At 67.2% G+C, this 16,346-nt stretch carries 12 protein-coding genes; 9 read left to right on the top strand and 3 right to left on the bottom strand.

The annotated features are described in order from the left end of the window. Positions 1–64 precede the first annotated feature (64 nt). Positions 65–736: a TetR/AcrR family transcriptional regulator gene (locus tag AC3A4Z_RS14160; RefSeq protein WP_498712231.1), complete on the bottom strand. Its 672-nt coding sequence runs from the start codon at positions 734–736 to the stop codon at positions 65–67. Between the two features lie 221 nt (positions 737–957). Between AC3A4Z_RS14160 and AC3A4Z_RS14155 the strand changes: the two genes are divergently transcribed. Genes AC3A4Z_RS14155 through atzF form a run of 5 tightly spaced genes read left to right on the top strand, consistent with a single transcriptional unit; the run spans position 958 to position 9,671 of the window. Next, positions 958–2,460 (top strand): amino acid permease, encoded by a 1,503-nt coding sequence (locus AC3A4Z_RS14155; RefSeq protein ID WP_493971178.1) that lies wholly within the window; start codon positions 958–960, stop codon positions 2,458–2,460. Between the two features lie 56 nt (positions 2,461–2,516). After that, on the top strand, positions 2,517–3,395 hold the full coding sequence (locus AC3A4Z_RS14150; RefSeq protein ID WP_498712229.1) for an urea amidolyase associated protein UAAP1: 879 nt from the start codon (positions 2,517–2,519) through the stop codon (positions 3,393–3,395). Further along, positions 3,392–4,069, top strand: a complete 678-nt coding sequence (locus AC3A4Z_RS14145; RefSeq protein WP_498712227.1) for an urea amidolyase associated protein UAAP2 — start codon at positions 3,392–3,394, stop codon at positions 4,067–4,069. Before AC3A4Z_RS14150 ends, AC3A4Z_RS14145 begins: the two co-directional genes overlap by 4 nt. Further along, positions 4,066–7,827, top strand: coding sequence for an urea carboxylase (gene uca / locus AC3A4Z_RS14140; RefSeq protein WP_498712225.1), 3,762 nt, complete (start codon positions 4,066–4,068; stop codon positions 7,825–7,827). The genes AC3A4Z_RS14145 and uca overlap by 4 nt, the downstream gene beginning before the upstream one ends. After that, the gene (gene atzF, locus AC3A4Z_RS14135; protein WP_498712223.1) at positions 7,824–9,671 is read left to right on the top strand and encodes an allophanate hydrolase; all 1,848 of its coding nucleotides are present in this window, start codon (positions 7,824–7,826) and stop codon (positions 9,669–9,671) included. Before uca ends, atzF begins: the two co-directional genes overlap by 4 nt. A gap of 6 nt (positions 9,672–9,677) precedes the next feature. Here the strand turns inward: atzF and AC3A4Z_RS14130 are convergent, their stop codons facing one another. Continuing rightward, positions 9,678–10,532 (bottom strand): alpha/beta fold hydrolase, encoded by an 855-nt coding sequence (locus tag AC3A4Z_RS14130; RefSeq protein ID WP_498712221.1) that lies wholly within the window; start codon positions 10,530–10,532, stop codon positions 9,678–9,680. 67 nt (positions 10,533–10,599) lie between these two features. Between AC3A4Z_RS14130 and lysS the strand changes: the two genes are divergently transcribed. The 3 genes from lysS to AC3A4Z_RS14115 all read left to right on the top strand — a co-directional run bounded on the left by lysS (position 10,600) and on the right by AC3A4Z_RS14115 (position 12,791). Continuing rightward, the gene (lysS, locus tag AC3A4Z_RS14125) at positions 10,600–12,138 is read left to right on the top strand and encodes a lysine--tRNA ligase (protein ID WP_455836387.1); all 1,539 of its coding nucleotides are present in this window, start codon (positions 10,600–10,602) and stop codon (positions 12,136–12,138) included. 2 nt (positions 12,139–12,140) lie between these two features. Then, positions 12,141–12,329 (top strand): hypothetical protein, encoded by a 189-nt coding sequence (locus tag AC3A4Z_RS14120; RefSeq protein WP_050056721.1) that lies wholly within the window; start codon positions 12,141–12,143, stop codon positions 12,327–12,329. A gap of 123 nt (positions 12,330–12,452) precedes the next feature. After that, positions 12,453–12,791: a histone-like nucleoid-structuring protein Lsr2 gene (locus AC3A4Z_RS14115; protein WP_050056720.1), complete on the top strand. Its 339-nt coding sequence runs from the start codon at positions 12,453–12,455 to the stop codon at positions 12,789–12,791. A 92-nt stretch (positions 12,792–12,883) separates the two neighbouring features. On the opposite strand, the gene AC3A4Z_RS14110 is transcribed toward AC3A4Z_RS14115, so the two are convergent. Then, complete coding sequence (locus tag AC3A4Z_RS14110) at positions 12,884–13,501, bottom strand: hypothetical protein (protein ID WP_498712218.1); 618 nt, start codon at positions 13,499–13,501, stop codon at positions 12,884–12,886. 258 nt (positions 13,502–13,759) lie between these two features. Between AC3A4Z_RS14110 and AC3A4Z_RS14105 the strand changes: the two genes are divergently transcribed. Then, on the top strand, positions 13,760–16,252 hold the full coding sequence (locus tag AC3A4Z_RS14105) for an AAA family ATPase (protein WP_493971186.1): 2,493 nt from the start codon (positions 13,760–13,762) through the stop codon (positions 16,250–16,252). Positions 16,253–16,346 lie beyond the last annotated feature (94 nt).

Here is a 16,346-nt window from a genome sequence, read left to right as displayed (position 1 = left end):
GAGCCTAGCCGAGCAACCTGAACGCGGGCACCATGGACACTGCACCAGCCGACCGGCACGGCCGTCAGTCGAGGCGTTTGATGAGCGCCGCGCTCTGCTCGCGGATCGCCGGCAGCTCTGCGCCCAGTCCGCACAGGATGAGGCCGGCATCGGCGGCCTGCAGGGGAGAAGCGGGGGTGGCCATTCCGTCTGCCCGGAGATTGATCAGCGATTCGACCAGGCGGAAGGCCAGATCGCCGGGATTGGCACCGCTCAGGGCCGAAATTCCGGCGGGGGACAGGGCCTTGCCGAGTTCCCCGTACACCTTGCGCAGCTCCTGCCGTCCGGCCAGGAACCGTTCGAAGCGGCCGCTGCGCGCCTCGGGCAGGTGGTACAGGACGCCGAGGTTCCAGCGGGCGCTGCACAGTTGCGTTCCGTCATAAAGGGCGACGGCGTGAAGGCGGCTCCCGGCCGGCACTTCCGCCCGCGGCAGGGCCGCCACCGTCCGGGCAAAGTCCAGCCCGCCGGAGACGGTGCCCTCAAGGAGGTCCTCGAGGATGTCGTCCTTGGTTTTGAAGTGGTGGTACAGCGAGGACTGCCTGATTCCCACGGCATCGGCGATGGAACGGGTGGACGTGTTGGCGAAGCCCTGGGTGGTGAAGAGCTCAGCCGCCGCATCCAGGATTTCCTCCCGGGCGGTGGCGCCCGGCCTGGAGGGCTGTTGGCTGCGGGGGCGTCCCGGTCCGGCTGAAGTCACTGCCTCATTCTTGCATCATGCCGCCTGCCCTCTGAGCGTCCGAATGGACGGTGAGGGGACGGAAATACACCGGAAACAAGATGTCTATGCGCCTTTTACAGAGGTGAAACTCTTTGGGGACATCGCGCTGGAAAACTATCAAGTGACCGGTATTCCGCAGCCATCGGCCGAGGGCTGCATTACCGCCGGCCCCCTCGCCGTTCCAGCCCCCGGAGAATCCGATGACCTCAACAGTTCTTCCCACCGTCCACGCGGACGATGCAGATTTGACGTCCCTTGGCTATGAGCCCACCCTCCACCGGAAACTCGGCCGCTACGCTTCCTTCGCCGCCGGCTTTTCCTTCGTCTCCATCCTCACCACCATCTTCCAGCTGTTCGCCTTCGGCTACTCGTTCGCGGGCCCGGCCTTCTTCTGGACCTGGCCGGTAGTCCTCGTGGGCCAGCTCCTTGTGGCCCTGAACTTCGCGGAGCTCGCTGCCCGCTACCCGCTCTCCGGAGCCGTGTACCAGTGGGCCCGGCGCGTGGGCGGCGAGGGCGTGGGCTGGTTTGCCGGCTGGTTCATGGCCATCGCCCAGGTGGTCACCGCCGCAGCCGCCGCCATCGCCCTCCAGGTGGTGCTGCCCCAGCTGTGGGACGGCTTCCAGCTGGTAGGCGGTGATCCCGCGCTCAACACCGTGACGGGAGCCGCCAACGCCGTGATCCTGGGCGCCGTGCTCCTGGTGGCCACCACCATCATCAACTCACTGGGCGTCAAGCTCATGGCCCACGTGAACTCGGTGGGCGTCACCTGCGAGATCGTGGGCGTTGTGGCCGTCATCCTGGCCCTGATCAGCGCCGCCCAGCGCGGGCCGGACGTTGTTGCGGACACCACGGTGCTCCAGAATTCCGAGCTCGGCGCTGTGGGAGCGTTCCTGGTCTCCGGGCTGATGGCCGCCTACGTCATGGTGGGCTTCAACTCCGCCGGCGAGCTCTCCGAAGAAACCAAGGACCCGCGCCGGACCGCTCCCCGCACCATCCTCTCCGCCCTGCTCATCTCCGGCATCGGCGGCGCGCTGATGATCATCACCGCCCTGATGGCAGCCCCCAGCCTCGACGACGGCCGCCTCGCCACCGAAGGTCTGCCCTACGTCCTCACCGCCGTCCTGGGCACCTTCTGGGGCAAGGTCCTGCTGGTGGACGTAGCCATCGCCATCTTCGTCTGCACCCTCGCCATCCAGACCGCCGGTTCGCGCCTGGTGTTTTCCATGGCCCGCGACGGCAAACTTCCCGCCTCGGCGCTGCTGTCCTCGGTCCACCCCACCCGCGGCACGCCCATGTGGCCCTCGATTGTCATCGGCGCCCTCGCGGTGGGCGTCCTCGCCATCAACGTTGGCAACGCCGCCCTGTTCACTACCCTCTGCAGCGTCTGCATCGTGATGGTCTACCTCGCCTACCTCCTGGTCACCGTGCCCCAGCTCCTCAACAGGCTTCGGGGTGACTGGAACCAGGTAGGACAGACCCTTCCCGCCGGACTCTTTTCCCTGGGCCGCTGGGGCCTGCCCGTCAACATCCTCGCCGTCCTCTACGGCGCCGTGATGGTGGTCAACCTTGCCTGGCCGCGGCCCGAGGTCTATGACCCCTCCGGCGAGAACCCCGTGCTGCTCTACTCCGCGCCGCTCATGGTGGCAGTGGTCCTGCTCCTGGGCGTCTGGGTCCGCCGCCGCAACCTGGCGACCGCCGCATAAGAGCCTTCCAGAACACAAGTAGCACCGAACCCAAGCCTTCAGAACACAGGATTGACATGACACAAGTAACCGAGAGCCCAGCAGCCACAGGTACTGCCACCACCGCAGGCGCCCGCGCCCACGCAAGGGAGCAGCACGGCCGGACCGTGGACACCATGCGGTACGTCCCGGCCGCCGGCGCCCCGGCGCGTCTTCTGGCCGGACTGCCCGACGGCGCGTCCCCCACCTGGGCCGAGTCCCTCGCCTTCGGCCGCTACACCACCCTGGCCCTGGCCCGCGGCACCCGGATCAGGCTCACGGACACCGCCGGGGACGCGTGCGTGCACGCCCTCCTCTACCGGACCGGAGCACTGCACGAGCGCCTCAACGTGGCTGACACGGTCAAGGTCCCGTGGCAGGCCTACCCCACCACCGGACACCCGCTGCTGTCCGACGCCGGCCGCCTGATGGCCACGATCGTCGCCGATTCATCCGCCCGCCATGACGCCCTGACCGGTGCCACCACCCTGGAGGGCAACACGGCAAAGTATGGTGCGGGAACGGCCCACAGCGCATCCCCGGCCGCCCGCGAACTGCTCACCCTCGGAGCACTGAAAAACGGGCTGGGCCCGCGCGACGTGGCCCCGTCCCTGTCGCTCTTCAAGGGCATCACGGTCGACCCGGCGGGCAGCATCACCTTCACCGGGAGCACCGGGCCGGGTACCGCCGTCGAACTCCTGCTCCAGATGGACGCCGTGCTGGTCCTTGCCAATACGGCGCACCCGCTGGACCCCCGCGCAGACTTCACCGGTACCGCCGTGGACATCATTGCCTGGCACGCACCGCAGGACCTGCCAGCCCTCGAGGCCGGCACCCTTACCGGCCCGCTGTCACCCGAGCACCGGCAGGCACTGCACAACACCGAACATGACCTCACCGCAAGGACTCCACGATGAACACCGCCACCTACGCCCAGCCCACCGCGGACGCCCGCGACACCGCGCTTATTCCCGGCGATGTGGTCCTTGATGAATTCGTCGAGGCCCGCGGCCCCTGGTCCGCCCTCGTGGCAGCGGGGGACGTGCTGACCATCGTGGACCTCGAAGGCAACCAGGCCGTGGACTGCCTGCTGTATGCGGCGGCGGACACCGCCGTGCGCTACTCGGCGGCGTCCACCATCGCTGCCCAGCAGTCGATTGTCCTCACCACTGGCTCGGTGCTGCGGGCAGATACCGGCGCCGCCCTGATGACCGTAGTGGCGGACGAGGTGGGCGTGCACGACACCATAGGCGGCGCCTGCTCGCAGGAATCCAACACCCTCCGCTACGGCCAGCACACCCGCGAACAGCACGCCTGCGTGGAGAACTTCCTGATTGAGGGCTCCCGCTGGGGCCTCGGGAAGCGGGATCTGGTGTCCAACATCAACTGGTTCATGAACGTCCCCGTGGACCCGGACGGCGCCCTGGGCATCGTGGACGGCCTGTCCGCTCCCGGCAAGCGCGTGGCGTTGCGCGCGGAGGTGGACAGCCTGGTGCTCGTCTCCAACTGCCCCCAGATCAACAACCCGTGCAACGGCTTCAACCCCACCCCAGTCCGCATGATCGTCACCCGGCCGGAGGCTGCACTGTGACCAACTTCGACACCCTCCTGATTGCCAACCGCGGTGAGATCGCCTGCCGCATCATCGAATCCGCCCGGAAGCTGGGACTGCGCACCGTCGCCGTTTTCTCCGAAGCGGACCGGGGCGCCAAGCACGTCCGGCTCGCCGATGAAGCCGTCCTCCTGGGGCCGGCACCGGCCAAGGAGTCCTACCTCCGCGTCGATGCCCTGCTCGAGGCCGCCAAATCCACCGGCGCCGGCGCCATCCACCCGGGCTACGGCTTCCTGTCGGAGGACGCCGCCTTCGCCGAGGCTGTGGAAGCAGCCGGGTTGGTTTTTGTGGGACCCACCGCCGAGCAGCTCCGCATCTTCGGCACCAAGCACACAGCGCGCGACGCCGCCCGGGCGGCCGGGGTGCCGATGATCGCCGGTTCCGGGCTGCTGGAGGACGTGGACGCCGCCGTCGCAGCCTCCGCAACGATCGGGTTCCCGCTGATGCTCAAGGCCACCGGCGGTGGCGGCGGCATTGGCATGACGGTCTGCCGCAACGAGGCCGAACTGGTGGACAGCTTTCCCCGCGTCGCGCGCCTCGCCGGCGCCAGCTTCGGCACCGCCGGCGTGTTCGCCGAACGGTACGTGGAGAACGCCCGCCACATCGAGGTCCAGGTCTTCGGCGACGGTGCGGGCCGGGTGGTCAGCCTCGGTGACCGGGACTGCTCATTGCAGCGCCGCCACCAGAAAGTCCTCGAAGAGGCACCCGCGCCGGACCTGCCCGGGGACCTGCGCGAAGAACTCCACCGCAGCTCCCGCGCCCTCTGCGCCTCCCTCAACTACCGCTCCGCCGGGACCGTCGAATTCGTCTACGACTCCGCCCGCCAGGAAGCATCCTTCCTGGAGGTCAACGCCCGGTTGCAGGTGGAGCACCCCGTCACCGAGGCCGTCACGGGCGTGGACCTGGTGGAATGGATGCTCCGCCTGGCCCAGGGCGGCAGCGAAGCTTCAACCGTCCTTGCCGGTGTGCCGGACAGCCTCCCGGTCACAGGCCACGCAGTGGAAGCACGTGTCTACGCAGAAGACCCGGCCCGAGGTTTCCAGCCCAGCGCCGGCACCGTAACCAACGCGGCCTACCCGGAAACAGAGGGCGTCCGCGTGGACGCCTGGGCCGAAACCGGCACCGAGGTCTCCACCAACTACGATCCTCTCCTGGGCAAGATCATCACCTCCGGCGCGCACCGTGCCGAGGCCCTGGACCGGCTCGCCGCAGCCCTCAAAGGCACCCGGATCGACGGGATCGAAACCAACCTCGGGCTGCTCCGCGCCGCCACCGGGCTGGACGTGGTCCGCACCGTCCAGCACTCCACCAGCACGCTGGACAGCGTAGGGGATCCCGAACCGCGCATCACCGTGGGCCGCCCCGGCCTGCAGACCAGCGTGCAGGACTGGCCCGGCCGCACCGGCCTGTGGCAGATCGGCGTACCTCCGAGCGGCCCTATGGACGATCTCTCCTTCCGGCTCGGAAATACCGCCCTGGGCAACCCGGAAGGTGCTCCCGGCCTGGAATTCACCATGACCGGCCCCAGCCTGACCTTCACCCACGCCACCACCGTGTGCGTCACAGGCGCGGAAGTAACGGTGACAGTTGATGGGACGGAGGTGCCCGGCTGGGCGCCCGTCACGGTCCCCGAGGGAGGGACGCTCGACGTCGGCACGGCCGGCAGCAAGGGTCTGCGCGGCTACATCCTGTTCCAGGGCGGCCTGGACACCCCGCAGTACCTGGGCAGCGCCTCCACCTTCACCCTGGGCCAGTTCGGCGGCCACGCCGGGCGGGTCCTGCGCGCCGGCGACGTGCTCCGGACAGTGCGTCCGGCCACGGTTGCCACGAACGCCGGAGCCGGAAACAGCACACCCACGGCCGCAGTGCCGCTGGACAGCCGCCCGGCCCTGACTTCGGACTGGGAACTTTCTGTGGTGGAAGGCCCGCACGGCGCGCCGGAGTTCTTCCAGCGCGAAGACATCGAGGAACTGTACTCCTCCGAGTACGAGGTCCACTTCAACTCCGCACGCACCGGCGTCCGGCTCATCGGCCCGAAGCCGCGCTGGGCCCGTACGGACGGCGGCGAGGCAGGCCTGCACCCCTCCAACATCCACGACACCGCCTACTCGGTGGGCGCCCTGGACTTCACCGGCGATACCCCCATCCTGCTCGGGCCGGACGGGCCCAGCCTGGGCGGTTTCGTCTGCCCGGTCACCGTGGTGACCGCCGACCGCTGGAAGCTCGGCCAGCTCCGGCCGGGGGACAAGGTCCGGTTCGTTCCCATCAAAGACAGCCAGGCACCGTCGGCCAGGGACCTGGGACCCGGCCGCCAGCTGGTCCTGCCCGGCGACGCCGAGTGGTCCGGGGATATTTCCTCCGTCACCGCCGCAGCAGCCGGCTCATCTCCTGCCCGGCCCCCGCGCGGGGATGGCGACGACGGCGTGCTGGGCCGGGTGCCCGAAGGCGCCGGCCGCCCGGCGGTTACCTACCGCCGCTCCGGCGACGACAACCTTCTCGTGGAATACGGCGAGATGGTGCTGGACCTCGGGCTCCGCGCCCGGGTGCACGCCCTGCACCAGCACATCGAACAGCTGCGGGTTCCGGGAATCGTGGACCTTACCCCGGGCATCCGTTCCCTGCAGATCAAGGTGGACCCGTCGGTGCTGTCCACCAACCGGCTGCTGGGCCTGGTCCAGGAGATCGAGGCCGCGCTGCCCGCCAGCTCCGAGCTGGTGGTTCCCAGCCGCACCGTCCGGCTGCCGCTCTCCTGGGACGATCCCGCCACCCGTGAAGCGATTGAGCGCTACATGGCCGGTGTCCGCGACGACGCCCCGTGGTGCCCCTGGAACATCGAATTCATCCGCCGGATCAATGGCCTGGACTCCGTGAACGACGTTTTCGACACCGTCTTCAACGCCGAATACCTGGTCCTGGGTTTGGGCGATGTCTACCTTGGCGCTCCCGTGGCCACCCCGCTGGATCCGCGCCACCGCCTGGTCACCACCAAGTACAACCCGGCCCGCACGTGGACGCCGGAGAACGCGGTGGGCATCGGCGGCGCCTACATGTGCATTTACGGCATGGAAGGACCGGGCGGCTACCAGTTCGTTGGCCGCACCACCCAGGTCTGGTCGCGCTACGCGGATTCCGCCCCGTTCGAGCCGGGCTCACCATGGCTGCTGCGCTTCTTCGACCGGATCTCCTGGTACCCCGTCAGTCCCGAGGAACTCCTGGACCTGAGGGCTGACATGGCTGCCGGGCGCGGCCGCGGTGTGGAGATCGAGGAGGGCACCTTCTCGCTGGCCGAGCACGAGGTGTTCCTTGCGGAAAACCGCGAGTCCATCGCGGCGTTCCGCGAAAAGCAGGGTGCGGCTTTCGCCGTCGAACGGCAGGCATGGGCCGACGCCGGCGAGTTTGACCGTGCCGACGCGCTGGCCGCCGTCGTGGTACCGGCTGCGGACGAGGTGGAGGTTCCGGACGGCGGTTCCCTCGTGGCCGCGCCGTTCGCAGCGAGCGTCTGGAAGGTTGACGTGGCGGAGGGCGACCGGGTGGTCAAGGGCCAGCCGCTGGTATCCCTCGAAGCGATGAAGATGGAAACCGTGCTGGAGGCGCCATGCGACGGCGTTGTCCTGCGGGTGCTGCCGGTTGCCGGGTCGCAGGTGGTGGCCGGCGAGGCCGTGGTGGTCCTCGGCGGTTCAGACGTGGAGCTTGAACTGGCGGGCGAAGCCCAGGAACTGGAAGAAGCAGCGGTATGACCAACACAATCAACGGCCCGGCCACTGCACGGGTCAAGGCAGCGCTCGCCGCAGTCGAAGCAGTGGACCGCCCGGAAATCTGGATCACCCTGCGCGGGGACGCCGATCTGCTGGCCGAAGCCGCTGACATCGACGCGGCCGTGGCCCGCGGCGCCCACCTGCCCCTTGCCGGGCTCCTGCTCGCCGTCAAAAACAACGTTGACGTGGCAGGAATACCGACGACGGCGGCATGCCCAGGTTTCGCCTATCTTCCGGAGAAAGATGCCGAAGCGGTGGCCCGGTTGCGGGCCGCCGGAGCCCTGGTCCTGGGCGCCACCAATCTGGACCAGTTCGCCACCGGTCTCGTTGGGACGCGCAGTCCGCACGGGGCAGTCCGGGATTCGCGCCGCCCGGACTTCATCTCCGGCGGCTCCAGCTCCGGTTCCGCGGTTGCCGTCGCCTTGGGGCTGGTGGACATCGCTATCGGGACGGACACGGCCGGCTCTGGCCGCGTCCCTGCCGGGCTGCAGGGCATCGTGGGAATCAAGCCGACGCTGGATGTTGTGTCCACGGCCGGTGTGGTGCCCGCCTGCAAGTCCTGGGACGCCGTCACCATCTTTGCCCGGTACCTCTCCACAGCCGAGCTTGCCATGGGGGTGATGGCGGGAGATTCCCGGGCGTGGCCGGCGGACATCCGGCTGGCGGCTCCGGAAAAGCCGCGCGTCGCCTACCCGGCAACCCTGCCGGCACTCCCGGACGCCTGGGCAGCAGAGTTTGCCCGGCAGGTGGACCGGCTCCGCGACTCGGGAGTGGACGCCCAACCCATCGAATTTGATGCCTTCCTCAAGGCGGCCCGGCTCCTGTACGACGGCGCACTGGTGGCAGAGCGTTACGCCGCCGTGGGCGGTTTCCTGGACACGCACGACGGCAGCGCGGACAGCCAGGCGGGCATCGATCCCACAGTGGAACGCATCATCCGGGCAGCGGGCGCAGTGCCCGCCCACCGGTATGTGGCCGATACGGCCGCGCTCGAAGCGCTCAAGCAGAAGGCGATGGCGGAGCTGGAGGGCTTTGACGTCCTGCTGATCCCCACCGCCCCGTTCCACCCCACCCTTGCCGAGGTGGCCGCGGACCCCGTGGGCGTCAACTCCCTGATGGGCACCTACACGAACTTCTGCAACCTGTTCGACCTGTGCGCTGTGGCAGTCCCTGCCGCCGAAGTGGATGGCGCCCAGTTCGGGCTGACAGTTGTGGGCCGGACCTTTGACGACGCCGTTGCCGCAGACATTGCCCGCCGCCTGGAGGCAACCCCGGCGGCTCCCGCGCTCTTCGCAGGGGGCGCGGCTCCGGCGGTTGCCCGCAGTGGCGACGGCCCGCCGTCGTCCGCTCCCTGGCCCGTGGCGGCCGGGGCAACCACCGTGCCGCTGGTGGTAGTGGGTGCGCACCGCAAGGGCCAGCCGCTGGCGCCGCAGCTCGAGGCGCTCGGCGCCGTTTGGGACGGACCTGTACGGACCGCGGCACGGTACCGGATGGTGTCCCTCGACACCGTCCCGCCGAAGCCGGGCGTGTACAGGTCAGACGACGGCGCGGAGCTGGCCGGTGAACGTTGGCTGGTGTCCGAAGCGGGGCTGGGGCGGTTCCTGGCCGAACTCCCCGAACCCATGCTGCTCGGGGCCATCGAACTGGCCGACGGTTCCAGGGCCGTGGGGTTTGCCTGCGATGCCGTGGCGGCCGCCGCCGGTGAGGACATCACCCGCTATGGCGACTGGCTGGCCGCCAAGGACCACCTGGGCCAGCCCAAGGGCTTGTGGAAGAACCTGGGCGATGCCGCCCTGGCAGGGTTCAGCAGGGGAGAGCGCGTCTGACCGCGGCTAGCCCTTGAAGTACGCGGAGATGTCCGTGACCAGTTCATCCACGGCGGCCGGGATGGAGCCGTGGAAGCATTTGGGGGAGAGCTCGTAAGTGCTCCCGGGGACTGCGGCGTGCAGCCGCTCGGCCGTTGCCTTGTAATAGCCGGGGCTCTTGCCGCCCGCCATGAAGTGGGTGTTGGCGGGGAGCACGCTGAAGTCCCTGGCGTGGTCCGGCTCGTTGTAGGCCGCCCGGAGTTCGCCCACACCGCTGGGCATCACCTCCTGGAACATCCTGTTCACCTTGGTGCGGGACATCACGGCCATCAGCCCGGCGAGGACGGGCTCCGGGATCCTCGCCAGGGCCGAGTCTGGTTTGGTTGCCTTCTTCATGTGGGCGAGGGCGCGGCCCACTTTGCCCCTGTTCACGGCGTCTTCGAAACCGTCCAGCCATCCGGTGTCGATGCTGCCGTCGATATTCACGGCGGCGTCGTACACCGCGAGCTTGTCCGGAACATACCGGCTGCCGGTGAACTCCTGCACGGCATTAAGTGCCACCGAGCCACCCAGGCTGTGGCCCAGGATGTTTCGCGCCCCGGTGGCGTCCATGACCGTGCGGACGTCCTCTATTTCGGTGGCCATCGAGTAGTCTGCCGGTTGTTCGGAGGAGCTGCCGCGGCCGCGCCGGTCGTACACGTCCACGGCCCAGCCCTCGCCCAGGCCCTCTGCAAGCGATGTCGAAAACGGCCGGTAGATCAGGGCAGTGAGGAACGCCCCGCCGATCAGCACCACGCGGCGTTCGCCCGGTGCATCCTCGGTGCCGTAACTGTACAAAGCCAGCCGGCCGCCGTCGTGCGTTGAAAGTACCTGTTCTTTCACCACCCCATCCTAGGCAGGGGCGGTTGGGAGGCCGCGCAGCCGGGCCGCCCGAGGCCCGGTAAACTTGATGATTGTGACTTCCCAAAACACCCCCTCGCCCAAGAACGCCCCGGAGCCGCTGGACGCCAGCGAGCAGATGCGGATCCGCATGGAAAAGCGCGCCAAACTTCTTGAGCGCGGCACCGAGGCGTACCCGGTGGGTGTGGAGCGGACGCACTCCCTCGCCGAGATCCGCGAAAAGTACGCCCACCTCCAGGCCGACGACACCACCGGCGACACCGTGGGCGTCACCGGGCGCGTGGTGTTCGTCCGCAACACGGGCAAGCTGTGCTTCGCCACCCTCCAGGAGGGCGGCACGGACGGCAAGGGGACCCGCCTGCAGGCCATGCTCAGCCTGGCCAACATCGGCGAGGAAGCGCTCGCCGACTGGAAGGCCCTCGTTGACCTCGGCGACCACGTCTTCATCAAGGGTGAGGTGATTTCCTCCCGCCGCGGCGAGCTGTCCATCATGGCCGACTCCTGGTCCATGGCGTCCAAGGCACTGCGCCCGCTGCCGGTGCTGCACGCCGAGCTGAACGAGGAAACCCGCGTCCGCCAGCGCTACGTGGACCTCATGGTCCGCGATGAAGCCCGCGAAATGGTCTACACCCGCGCTGCCATCACCCGTTCCATCCGCGAGACGCTCTTCCGGCACAGCTACGTTGAGGTGGAGACCCCCATTCTGCAGCTGGTCCACGGGGGCGCACTGGCGCGGCCGTTCGAGACCCACATGAACGCCTTCGACCAGAAGATGACCCTGCGTATCGCCACCGAGCTGTACCTCAAGCGCGCCGTGGTGGGCGGCATCGACCGCGTCTACGACATGGGCCGGGTGTTCCGCAATGAAGGCGTGGACTCCACCCACAGCCCGGAATTCACCACCCTTGAGTGCTACGAGGCGTGGGCGGACCAGTTTGTGATGGCGGAGCGCATCAAGGAAATCATCCTCGACGCCGCCGACGCCGTGGGTGCCGGCCGCGTCCTGCAGACCGAAGCAGGAGAGATCAACCTCGACGGCGACTGGGCCTGGGTGTCCGTGTACCCGGGACTGTCCGACGCCGTTGGCCAGGAGATCACCCCTGACACTCCGCTGGAGGTGCTTCGCGGGATCGCCGGGAAGCACGAGGTCAAGGTTGACCCCAAGTGGGACGCAGAGAAGCTGGTGGTTGAGCTCTTCGGCGAAATCGTCGAGCCCACGCTGCTGAACCCGACCTTCGTCTACGACTACCCGCCCTCCGCCCAGCCGCTGGCCCGGCCGCACCGCGAGGACGGCCGGCTGATCGAGGCCTGGGACCTCATTATCGGCGGCATGGAGCGCGGCACCGCGTTCTCCGAACTGATCGACCCCGTCATCCAGCGCGAGCGGCTCACCGAACAGTCCCGCCACGCCGCGGCCGGCGACGACGAAGCAATGCAGCTGGATGAGGACTTCCTGCGGGCGCTCGAATACGGCGCCCCTCCCATGGGCGGCATCGGACTCGGGATCGACCGGCTGGTCATGCTGTTCACCGGTGCCGGAATCCGGGAAACCATCCTGTTCCCGCTGCTCAAGCCCGAGGGTCACTAACCATGGAGTATGTAGCTGTCCTGCTGCCCTCCATCGTGGTGGGACTGCTCTTCTGGTTCGCCATGAAAGCGATCTTTAATGCGGACAAGTCCGAACGCCAGGCTGAGGCCCGGGCGCAGGCAGAAGCCGAAGCCCGGGCGGCAACTCCTGCAGAGCGTACGGACCCCGAATCAAAAGATAAAACCCCCTAATTTCCTGCCTTTATCCCCAAGAGTCATTACGCGCTTTGACGCGTTGCCATAAAGAGAGTCATACTTTTTAGGAAACATCCTGCTTTTCTGAAAACCCGAACCTTTCCCAAAGGAAGACTTTTAATGGCACAGAAAGTAAACATCATCCTCGTTGATGATCTGGATGGGGGATCCGCAGACGAGAATGTTAAGTTTGGCCTTGACGGGGTCAACTACGAGATCGATCTTTCCGCAGCTAATGCCGCGGAACTTCGCTCCTCATTGGAGCGTTTTATCGGCGCAGCACGAAAGGCTTCCGGCAGCAGCAGCGGCCGGACTGCCCGCACCAAAGCCGCCGCCGGTGGCCGCAGCCACGATTCGGCCCAGATTCGTCAATGGGCCCGCGAAAACGGCTACACGGTTAACAGCCGAGGCCGAATTCAGGCTGAAATCCAGGAAGCCTACCAAAAGGCCAATTCCTAGTACGGCTCCAGCCCAAGTAATAAGCCCTGCTTCCTGTTTTGGGAGCAGGGCTTTTTCGTTCCGGAAACTGACACGGACGGAACTGCCGGTAATTACTCCGACGGCACCGGGCTGCTGCGGCGGTTGGCGGATGTACCGCGCAGCAGGCTCGCTGCGGCAAGCTGTTCGCAGAGATAGAACACGAACGGCGGAATGTCGCCCGTTTTCGCCAGCGCGGCGCCGGAACCGAGTGCGGCGAGTCCCAGTGCTGCCGCCTCTTTTTCCTTGTGCGGCAGGGTTGCCAGGGCGCCTGACAGCGATCCAAGGGCCAGTACATGCAGCCACGCGTAGGTAAGGAACGGCCATGCGGGAAAGCGGCGGGCGGCGAATCCTTCGAGGTCAGCCGCCCGCATCGCGAGTTGGGACACAAACAAGGGTGCCCCTGCGGCGAGGGCGACGGCGGCCGTCCCTGCCAGTGCCCTGGTCCTTCCGGCGGGGAGGGCAAGGGCAAGCCGGGCAAACGCTGCGGGCATGGCCGCGGTTCCTGCTGCGGCAACATGCTGCCCCAGCACCCAGGACCTCCGCCCGTTGCGCAGCATCGCGAGCCGCCGCCCGGGATCGGGTTCCAGATACACGCGGGAGACCGGACTGATTCCGGCGAGCCACACCGCGCCGGCAGCCAAAGCCACCCCCGCGGGCCGCTTGACGCTTTCCAGGTTTACCTCCGGCATCTTCCTGCCCTCCCGCCGCTTCTTCCGCAACTGCAGCCCTGCAACAGCACCGCTACCGCCAAGAATGGGCCTTTGCGGTTGTGCGGGCAAGGGGCTGAAGGTACATTTCCCTGCCCTCATTGGAAGGTGGCGGGTGTCCAGGGAGGGGCCGCTGCAATTATTCCGTGACGACTCCGGTTTCCCCCGTGGCGAACACGCTCCACAACGATGGTCTGGCCACGTAGCATCAAAGTACGTCGTAGCTAGGAGTGTGGCGAAATGTTTGAGCGATTTACGGACCGTGCCCGTCGCGTAGTTGTGCTTGCCCAAGAAGAGGCACGCATGCTGAACCACAATTACATCGGTACCGAACACATCCTCTTGGGTCTTATCCATGAGGGTGAGGGCGTTGCCGCCAAAGCTCTTGAGTCCTTGAGCATTTCGCTCGACGGCGTTCGCGAGCAGGTGCAGGAGATCATCGGGCAGGGCCAGCAGGCGCCGTCCGGGCACATCCCCTTCACCCCCCGTGCCAAGAAGGTGCTGGAGCTCTCGCTGCGCGAAGCCCTCCAGCTGGGCCACAACTACATCGGCACGGAGCACATCCTGCTGGGCCTCATCCGCGAGGGTGAGGGTGTTGCAGCCCAGGTGCTGGTCAAGCTCGGCGCAGACCTGAACAGGGTCCGCCAGCAGGTCATCCAGCTCCTGTCCGGCTACCAGGGCAAGGAAACCACGGGAGCAGGCGCCGGCTCAGGCCAGCCCGAAGGCGCTCCGGCCGGTTCCGTGGTCCTGGACCAGTTCGGCCGCAACCTGACCCAGGCTGCCCGCGAAAACAAGTTGGATCCGGTCATCGGGCGCGAGCAGGAGATGGAACGCGTAATGCAGGTCCTCTCCCGCCGCACCAAGAACAACCCGGTGCTGATCGGTGAGCCCGGCGTCGGCAAGACGGCCGTCGTCGAAGGCCTCGCCCAGGCGATCGTCCGCGGCGATGTCCCGGAGACCATCCGCGACAAGCAGCTCTACACCCTGGACCTCGGGTCCCTGGTGGCAGGCTCCCGCTACCGCGGTGACTTCGAAGAGCGCTTGAAGAAGGTCCTCAAGGAAATCCGCACCCGCGGCGACATCATCCTGTTCATCGACGAAATCCACACCCTCGTGGGTGCGGGCGCCGCCGAAGGTGCCATCGACGCTGCCTCCATCCTGAAGCCCATGCTGGCCCGCGGTGAGCTGCAGACCATCGGTGCCACCACGCTGGACGAGTACCGCAAGCACATCGAGAAGGACGCCGCGCTGGAGCGCCGCTTCCAGCCCATCCAGGTCAAGGAACCCTCCGTGGCGCACGCCATCGAGATCCTCAAGGGCCTGCGTGACCGCTACGAAGCGCACCACCGCGTCACCATTACCGACGGCGCCCTGGCCTCCGCGGCCAGCCTCGCCGAGCGCTACATCTCGGACCGCTTCCTGCCGGACAAGGCGATCGACCTGATCGACGAGGCAGGCGCACGGCTGCGCATCCGCCGCATGACCGCTCCGCCGGAGCTCAAGGCCATGGACGAGCGCATCGCCAAGCTGAAGATGGAGAAGGAGTCCGCGATTGACGCGCAGGACTTTGAAGGTGCAGCTGCGCTCCGTGACAAGGAGCAGAAGATGATCACCGAGCGCTCCGAGAAGGAACGCCACTGGAAGTCCGGCGGCATGGACGACATCTCCGAGGTGGATGAGGATCTCATCGCCGAGGTGTTGGCCAACTCCACCGGCATTCCGGTCTTCAAGCTGACCGAGGAAGAGTCCTCGCGCCTGCTGAAGATGGAAGACGAACTGCACAAGCGTGTGGTGGGCCAGGACGAGGCCATCAAGGCACTGTCCCAGGCCATCCGCCGCACCCGTGCAGGGCTCAAGGACCCCAAGCGTCCCGGCGGCTCGTTCATCTTCGCCGGCCCCACCGGCGTCGGCAAGACAGAGCTGGCCAAGGCACTGGCGGAGTTCCTGTTCGGTGAAGAGGACGCCCTCATCACGCTGGACATGTCCGAGTACTCCGAGAAGCACACCGTCTCGCGGCTCTTCGGTGCCCCTCCGGGCTACGTCGGCTACGAGGAAGGCGGCCAGCTGACCGAGAAGGTCCGGCGCCGTCCGTTCTCCGTGGTGCTCTTCGACGAAGTTGAAAAGGCCCACGCGGACCTCTTCAACTCGCTGCTGCAGATCCTGGAAGACGGCCGCCTGACCGACTCCCAGGGCCGCGTGGTGGACTTCAAGAACACCGTGATCATTATGACCACCAACCTGGGTACCCGGGACATCTCCAAGAGTGTTGCCACCGGCTTCCAGTCCGGCACCGACACGCAAACCGGCTACAACCGCATGCGTGCCCGTGTGACCGAGGAGCTCAAGCAGCACTTCCGCCCCGAGTTCCTGAACCGTGTGGATGACGTTGTGGTGTTCCCGCAGCTCACCCAGGACGAGATCATCGAGATCGTGGACCTGTTCGTGACCCGCCTCGAGAAGCGGCTCAAGGACAAGGACATGGGCATCGAACTGACCAAGGCCGCCAAGGTGCTCCTGGCAACCCGTGGTTACGATCCCGCCATGGGTGCCCGGCCGCTGCGCCGCACCATCCAGCGCGAGATCGAGGATCAGCTCTCCGAGAAGATCCTGTTCGGCGAGATCCACGCCGGCGACATCGTCGTAGTGGACGTGGAAGGCGACGGCGACGACGCGAAGTTCACGTTCGCCGGCAACGCCAAGCCGCGCATCCCGGAAATCGCCCCGAGCGTCTGATCTCCACAGCCAAAGCCCCGCCAGCTCCCAGAGCAGGCGGGGCTTTCGCTTGTCAAGCTCCCTTGGCTGGGTTCGGTGCTTTCATCCGTAGCTG

Source organism: Arthrobacter sp. Soil_C_49 (genome assembly GCF_057656635.1).
Note: the sequence above shows the minus strand (reverse complement) of the source record. Positions and strands in the feature narration are given on the sequence as shown.

Excerpts from the sequence above, each read along its gene's own strand:
- lysS (WP_455836387.1), top strand. The coding sequence starts at position 10,600 with ATGATTGTGACTTCCCAAAACACCCCCTCGCCCAAGAACGCCCCGGAG.
- AC3A4Z_RS14155 (WP_493971178.1), top strand. The coding sequence starts at position 958 with ATGACCTCAACAGTTCTTCCCACCGTCCACGCGGACGATGCAGATTTG.
- atzF (WP_498712223.1), top strand. The coding sequence starts at position 7,824 with ATGACCAACACAATCAACGGCCCGGCCACTGCACGGGTCAAGGCAGCG.
- AC3A4Z_RS14105 (WP_493971186.1), top strand. The coding sequence starts at position 13,760 with ATGTTTGAGCGATTTACGGACCGTGCCCGTCGCGTAGTTGTGCTTGCC.
- AC3A4Z_RS14120 (WP_050056721.1), top strand. The coding sequence starts at position 12,141 with ATGGAGTATGTAGCTGTCCTGCTGCCCTCCATCGTGGTGGGACTGCTC.
- AC3A4Z_RS14150 (WP_498712229.1), top strand. The coding sequence starts at position 2,517 with ATGACACAAGTAACCGAGAGCCCAGCAGCCACAGGTACTGCCACCACC.
- AC3A4Z_RS14145 (WP_498712227.1), top strand. The coding sequence starts at position 3,392 with ATGAACACCGCCACCTACGCCCAGCCCACCGCGGACGCCCGCGACACC.
- AC3A4Z_RS14110 (WP_498712218.1), bottom strand. The coding sequence starts at position 13,501 with ATGCCGGAGGTAAACCTGGAAAGCGTCAAGCGGCCCGCGGGGGTGGCT.
- AC3A4Z_RS14115 (WP_050056720.1), top strand. The coding sequence starts at position 12,453 with ATGGCACAGAAAGTAAACATCATCCTCGTTGATGATCTGGATGGGGGA.